6 protein-coding genes are annotated in these 7,136 nt (G+C 51.2%); 5 read left to right on the forward strand and 1 reads right to left on the reverse strand.

All coding sequences use genetic code 11. The features are described 5' to 3' along the window. Positions 1-5: 5 nt before the first annotated feature. The gene (fadI, locus tag ACK5NH_RS01075) at positions 6-1,316 is read right to left on the reverse strand and encodes an acetyl-CoA C-acyltransferase FadI (protein WP_011622190.1); all 1,311 of its coding nucleotides are present in this window, start codon (positions 1,314-1,316) and stop codon (positions 6-8) included. 273 nt (positions 1,317-1,589) lie between these two features. On the opposite strand from fadI, the gene ACK5NH_RS01080 reads away from it, so the two are divergent. The 5 genes from ACK5NH_RS01080 to ACK5NH_RS01100 form a co-directional block, all read left to right on the forward strand. Further along, positions 1,590-2,546 (forward strand): AAA family ATPase, encoded by a 957-nt coding sequence (locus ACK5NH_RS01080; protein ID WP_011622189.1) that lies wholly within the window; start codon positions 1,590-1,592, stop codon positions 2,544-2,546. A gap of 75 nt (positions 2,547-2,621) precedes the next feature. Beyond that, positions 2,622-3,590: a DUF58 domain-containing protein gene (locus ACK5NH_RS01085; RefSeq protein ID WP_416917437.1), complete on the forward strand. Its 969-nt coding sequence runs from the start codon at positions 2,622-2,624 to the stop codon at positions 3,588-3,590. Positions 3,591-3,653: 63 nt separating this feature from the next. Next, positions 3,654-4,247: a DUF4381 domain-containing protein gene (locus tag ACK5NH_RS01090; protein ID WP_416917438.1), complete on the forward strand. Its 594-nt coding sequence runs from the start codon at positions 3,654-3,656 to the stop codon at positions 4,245-4,247. Continuing rightward, positions 4,241-5,257: a vWA domain-containing protein gene (locus ACK5NH_RS01095; RefSeq protein WP_416917439.1), complete on the forward strand. Its 1,017-nt coding sequence runs from the start codon at positions 4,241-4,243 to the stop codon at positions 5,255-5,257. Before ACK5NH_RS01090 ends, ACK5NH_RS01095 begins: the two co-directional genes overlap by 7 nt. Further along, positions 5,257-7,136: VWA domain-containing protein (locus ACK5NH_RS01100; protein ID WP_416917440.1), on the forward strand; the 1,880-nt coding region annotated here is incomplete at its 3' end. The genes ACK5NH_RS01095 and ACK5NH_RS01100, both read left to right, overlap by 1 nt.

Genomic DNA, 7,136 nt, shown 5'->3' on the forward strand with positions numbered 1-7,136 from the left:
CGCCATTACTCCACTTCCACAATCATTGCAGCCCCTAAACCACCCGCAGCACAGGCCGTTGCTAGGCCCGTTCCGCCACCACGACGTTTAAGCTCACGACAAACCTGAGTGATTAAACGCGTACCTGTGGCCGCAAAAGGATGACCGTAAGCTAAAGAGCCACCGAGCACGTTAAATTTGCTCATATCGATTTCACCAATGGCACGATTGCGCCCTAATTTTTCTTCGGCAAATTTCTTTGAGGCAAACATCTGCATATTAGCTAAGGTTTGTGCCGCAAAGGCTTCGTGCATTTCGATGAGGGTTAAATCTTCTAATTCCATGCCGGCGCGTTTTAATGCCAATGGCGTTGCATAGGATGGCCCCATCAGCATGTCTTGCCACACATCAATCGCAGTAAACGCGTAGCTCTTAATGTAACCAATAGGTTGATAACCCAAGGCTTTAGCACGACCTTCGCTCATCAAAATGATCGCAGAGGCACCATCGGTTAGCGGCGTACTGTTAGCGGCCGTCACGCTGCCATGCTTTTTATCGAAAGCGGGACGCAGTTTAGCGTAAGAGCTTAAATCGGAATTTTCACGAATGTTATTATCGCGCTCGATAAACTGTTTGTAGGGGGGAACATGGGCCACCATCACTTCGTCACGTAGGTGACCTGAGGCCCACGTTTCACTCGCCAGCGTGTGGGAGCGGTGCGCCAGCGCATCTTGGTCAGCACGGCTGATATTATAGGTCTTGGCCATTTGCTCTGCGGTTTGCCCCATGGACAATCCCGTAGAATACTCGGCAACGGCAGGTGGCACAGGCAATAAGTCTTTGATGCCTAAACGGCGGAAAATTTGTAGTTTTTGGCCAAAGCTGCGGGCTTTATTCAGATCGACTAAGGCATGGGCAAGTTTTTTAGATACCCCAATAGGCAATACCGAGGAAGAATCGGCGCCGCCGGCAATACCAATCTCAATATTGCCCGTCATGATTGACTCGGCCACATTCACCGCAGATTGAAAACTGGTCGCACAGGCACGGGTCACGCTATAAGCATCGGTTGACACATCCATGCCAGTTCCTAACACGATTTCACGGGCAATGTTCGGTGCCGCAGGCATTTGTACCACCTGACCATACACCAGTTGCTCAATCAACTTAGGATCCAGTTCGCTACGGGCCAGCAGCTCGTTAACCACCATTTTGCCCATATCGAGCGCCGACACACCGTGGAATGCGGTCGCCTGTTTCGCAAATGGCGTTCTTAAGCCCGCCACAATGGCGATACGCTCACCCTTTGCGTTAGTTACCTGTTGTCTATCACTCATTTGTCACCCTCTTTATGTGCGCTATCGCTGAGAGATTTCAGGCGGCGCTATCGATTTCCATGTTTGCCCTGCTGTTTGGCACCAAAAAAGCCTAATAACAGGTCTGACCATTAAAGTGTGATCTGATTCTAACTTCTTGTCAGCAAGTTTTAAACACCTGTTTGTTTTTTTAACACTAGCCAAACCCTTAGGGAATTCTTTACCATATTCGTTGTCTATAGCCCACACACGTATTTTCAATCGATATTTTCAACCTAAAAAACGAGTAGCATCATGCCTTTGAGTCGCTTCCACGCATTACGCACTTACCTAAATAAGGTTGTTTTAGGGCAGCCAGTTTTGACCGAAAACCTGCTCATTGCCCTCATTGCCAATGGCCATTTATTAGTAGAAGGCCCACCAGGTCTTGCAAAAACCCGTGCAGTTAAAGCCCTCTGTGACGGTGTGGAAGGGGATTTTCACCGGATCCAATTTACCCCTGACCTACTGCCCGCCGACCTTACGGGTACGGATATCTATCGCTCACAAACTGGCACCTTTGAATTTGAGGCTGGCCCGATTTTCCATAACCTGATCCTCGCCGATGAAATCAACCGCGCCCCCGCTAAGGTGCAGTCGGCGTTATTAGAGGCCATGGCAGAAGGTCAAGTGACCGTAGGTAAAAACAGTTATAAGTTGCCGCCACTCTTCCTCGTGATGGCGACTCAAAACCCCTTAGAAAATGAAGGCACTTATCCGCTGCCCGAAGCCCAGCTCGACCGCTTTTTAATGCACCTGAATTTAGATTATCCAAGTGGTGACACTGAAATCGAGATTCTGCGCCAATCCCGCCAAGAAGCACTCACCCATGAGTTGCCGACTGCGGAGCCAATTGCTCAGGCCGATATTTTTGCCGCCCGTGACGAAGCGATGGAAATCTATCTCGCCGAGCCGCTTGAGAAATACATAGTCGAAATCATTATGGCGACCCGCCAACCTGCGCGTTACAGCGACGAATTGGCGAAATGGCTGGAGTACGGTGTTAGCCCACGCGCGACGATTTCGCTAGAGCGCTGCGCCCGCGCCAGAGCTTGGTTGCACGAGCGAGATTTTGTGTCTCCCGAAGATATTCAAGCCGTTGCGCCCAATGTGTTAAGACACAGACTGCTGCTGAGCTATCAAGCGCAGGCCGAAGGTGTCAGCCGCGACCAAGTGATCAACCATATATTGACTCAGGTCGCCGTACCTTAAGCGCAGAGGTCTAGTCCCGGCAAGCTAGTGGATAAACGCTAGGTTAAATAAATCGCTTTGTATGAGTAGCTTTGAATGAATAACAGTGCGCTAAACGCATCCCTACACAGTGATGGCAATCCACACGGCTTGCCGTTGTTTGCCGACGGGCTGCATTTAACCGAGAAAGAACTGCTCGCCTGCCAGACGATTGCGCGGGCAATTCCTGAGCGTCACAGCCGGGCACGTGCCAATATGGCGGGGCATCGCAGTAGTTTAATCAAAGGCCGTGGGATGGAATTTGCCGAAGTGCGCCATTACCAGCAGGGTGATGATGTACGCACCATAGATTGGCGCGTCACCGCCCGCACTGGGCAAACCCACACTAAGTTATTTATTGAGGAGCGCGAGCGCCCTATTCTGCTGCTGCTCGATTTAAGCCAGAGCCTGTATTTTGGTTCGAGTCTACTGTTACAGTCGGTACAGGCGGGGCATTTAGCGACCACGCTTGGTTGGAATGCCATCAATCATGGCGACAGACTCGGCGCCTTAATCGCCTGCGAATCGGAACATCTGGAGTTAAAACCCCGCAGTCGCCGACAAGGGATATTGCAGCTCATTTCAGGGCTACGCCGAGTACACGAGCAACAACTCAATCAGCTCGGCAGTCATCCTCGGGATCCTGACCATATCCTGCGCGCTTGCCAACGTTTGCAACGTATCGCGAAACCAGGCTCATTGATTTGGATCATCACAGATGGCAGCCATTTTACGCCGCAATGTATCGCGCCGCTGACAGAACTTAAGCGCCATTGCGATATTGGCGCCTATCTGGTGACCGACCCTCTCAGGCAGGGCAACCTCAACTTACCCAAGCAATTTAGTTTGCCGGTTCGCGAAGGGGAGCAAGACCTAGTGCTGACTCGCCACAGTTATCAAGCATGGCTTGGGCAGCAACAACAGCAGCAAAATGACTTTATCGCCATGATGCAAAAGCTAAAGGTGCGTACCCAATTTATCGACGCGGGTTTACCCCTCGCGCAGCAGTTAGCCTTACTGCAATAACAGCACGGCAAATAAGTGAGTAATAGTAGACAGTGCCACATAAAGCATAAGTGAGTCCAAAGCGTGAACCCACAAACTCTAAATCCAGCCTTGGATAAGGCTGCCACGCCAAATCCCGCTTTGGCGGATTTACAAGATATTATTCTCCCCGACCCGGTTGGGGCTTGGCCATGGGCCATAGGTTATTGGTTAGCACTCGCTATCCTGTTAGTTTTGTTCATTGCCACAATTCTTTGGCTCAAAAAACGTGCCGCCTACTTAGCGCCTAAAAAAGCCGCCCAAGGTTTATTTGCAGCACTTGATCCTCATTCGAACCAGTATCCCTCAGATGTAAATCAGCTGTTAAAGCGCACCGCCTTAAGTTATCTGCCAAGGGAAGTGATAGCGAAACTCGACGGCACAGCTTGGGCAACTTGGTTAGATAGCCATTTGCCCGCAAAGCAGCGCGGCCGCATTGGGCCCTTATTGGATAAACGCCACCAAGCGAAACCACTCAGCACCGAGGAGGCCCGAGAGTTACAGACCCTAGCCCGCAGCTGGTTTGCCTCAAAAGCCAAATTAAGCGCACCAGTAATGCACTCTACTGCAAACCAAAACCCAGCTACAACAGCAGTATTAACACCGGCTCCAGCTAAGCCTGCGGAGGAGCAATGTTAACAGTCGCATGGCCTTTGGCATTGATTTTACTGCCTTTACCTTTTATTTTTTGGCGTCGCCAAACGGTGCAAGCCGAAGGTGGCCGTCTGCAATTGCCCGGTATTAGCCAAACAGGCAAGGCCAATATCACTAGCCACAGCCGCCAAAGCCGCAAGCGCTATTGGTTGATGTGGAGCTTGTTAGTGCTTGCTATCGCCCGCCCACAATGGCTTGGCGATCCGATTGAACTACCAAGCCAAGGGCGGGATCTGATGCTGGCGGTGGATTTATCCGGCAGTATGCAGATTGAAGATATGGTGATTAACGGCAAAGTGGTCGACCGTTTTACCTTGATCCAACACGTGGTCAGTGAGTTTATTGAGCGTCGCAAAGGTGATCGTATCGGTTTGATTTTATTTGCCGATCACGCCTATCTACAGGCACCACTCACCCAAGATAGACGCTCTGTCGCTCAGTTTTTAAAGGAGGCACAGATTGGCCTTGTCGGTAAACAAACAGCGATTGGCGAATCGATCGCACTCGCGGTCAAGCGCTTCGACAAAATGGATGAGAGTAACAGAGTATTGATTTTATTGACTGACGGCTCAAATAACGCCGGTAATATCGATCCAGAGCAAGCGGCCCAAATCGCCGCTAATCGCAAAGTGACGATTTATACCGTTGGCGTGGGTGCCGATGTCATGGAAAGACGCACCCTGTTTGGTCGTGAGCGCGTCAATCCATCGATGGATCTCGATGAAAACCAACTCAAGCATATTGCCGATGTTACCCATGGCCGCTATTTCCGCGCCCGTAATAGCCAAGAGCTGGAACAGATTTATCAAGAAATTGACAAACTTGAGCCCGTTAGTCGCGATCAACTCAGCTATCGTCCTCAAGCGGAGCTATTCTATTGGCCGCTCGCCCTCGCGCTACTCACCAGCATTTGGATAGCCTTAGGTCAGTTATCACTGTTTTCGCGGACTAAAAACCCTGTTCCATCAACGGCACCACGGGGGGATGTTCGTTAATGAGCCTGCATTTTATTCGTCCAGAATGGTTACTCGCCATGTTGCCACTCGCCATCATCCTGTGGGCACTATGGCGTCAACACCAGAATAACAGCGCCTGGAACCGCTATATTGCGCCGCATTTGGCTAAAATATTGGTCACAGAGAGCACGCAAAAATCCCGTCGACCACTGCATATCTTGGCTTTCACTTGGGTGATTGCCACCTTGGCCCTAGCGGGCCCCGCCCTCAATAAGCAAACTTTGCCCGTTTTTGCCGCCGAGCAAGGTCGAGTGTTGGTAATGGATATGTCCGTCTCCATGTTTGCCACCGATCTGGCGCCCAACCGCTTAACCCAAACCAAGTTTCGAGCGACGGATTTGCTCCGCAGCTTAAAAGAAGGCGAAACAGGCCTTATCGCCTTCGCTGGCGATGCCTTTACCATAAGCCCACTCACCCGAGACACGGGAACACTGCTCAATTTATTGCCCACCTTAAGCCCTGACATTATGCCGGTATTGGGCTCAAACCTAGCGGCCGCACTAACCCAAGCTAAAAATCTATTGGCACAGGGCGGGCATCTACGGGGCGATATTATTGTGATGACGGATGGCATTACTCCGAGGCAATTCGATGAGGCCAACTCGGCCTTGGCCGGTAGCCAATATCGCCTTGCGATTATGGGATTTGGTAGCTCCCAAGGTGCGCCAATCCGCTTGCCCGATGGCCAATTACAGCGGGACAGCAGCAATGAAGTCGTTGTCGCAAAAACCGACTTTGGCTTGCTGCAAAAATTAGCCGATAACCATAATGGCATCATGATCCCCAATCGTGCCGATGGTCAGGATCTAGTGCAGTTGCAACATTGGTTAAGCGACAGTGGTGATGCCAAAGCCACGGATCTCGATGGTGAAACCTGGCAGTATCTCGGCCCTTACCTCGCCTTACTCTTACTCATCCCTACCCTGCTGAGCTTTAGGCAAGGCATGCTCGCCAACTGGCTACTGATGGGATTGGCTGGCCTAGTGCTCGGTGCTGCGCCGCAGAATGCCCATGCCAGCGCATGGGACTCGCTCTGGCACACCCAAGAGCAACAGGCTATGCAGGCCTATCAAGCCGAGGATTACGCCAATGCCGCTCAAAAATTCGAAACGCCCCAATGGCAAGGCGCGGCGCAGTACAAGGCGGGCGAGTACGAACAGGCGCTAAAAAGCTTTGAGCAAGATAGCTCTGCTAATGGCCTTTACAACCAAGGCAACGCGCTGATGCAACTCGGTAAACCCGATAAAGCCAAGGAGCGTTATCAGGCCGCACTCGACAAGCAGCCCGAGTTCCCACAGGCCAAAGCCAACCTTGAATTAGCCGAGAAATTGCTGAACCAGCAACAATCGCAGCAAAATGCTGACAATCAAGATAAGCAGTCTCAGGGCGACAAAAACCAACAGGGGCAGAACCAGAACGATCAGCAGCAGGGACAAAGCCAACAGCAGGGAGACCAACAATCCTCGCAAAACGATCAAGCTCAAGAGCAGCAGTCCCAACAGCAAAATAATCCAGACCAAGCAGACAAAAAACCGTCGCAGGAGCAAAACGCCTCATCAGAGCAAAATGATCCTGAGCAAGGCGTACAGGATAAACAGCAAGCGAGTGATAATAAGGCCAAGCAAGATCAGCAAGAACAACAGCAGGCCGAGCAAGAAGCCAATCAGCAACACGGCGCCGATAACAATGCTGAAGATCAAGCCAGCAACGAGGCCAAAATGCAGGCACAGGTCGAGGATGATAAGTCCAACGCCGAGCAAGAACAGCAACAGGCCGTAGCGTCAAAAGCGAATAAAGAGAAACAGTCACAGGCGGATAACAACCCAGACACCGCTGTTGAGTCTGTTGAAGCACCGCC

Origin of the sequence: Shewanella sp., from assembly GCF_047975355.1 — a bacterium.
Lineage (GTDB): Bacteria > Pseudomonadota > Gammaproteobacteria > Enterobacterales > Shewanellaceae > Shewanella.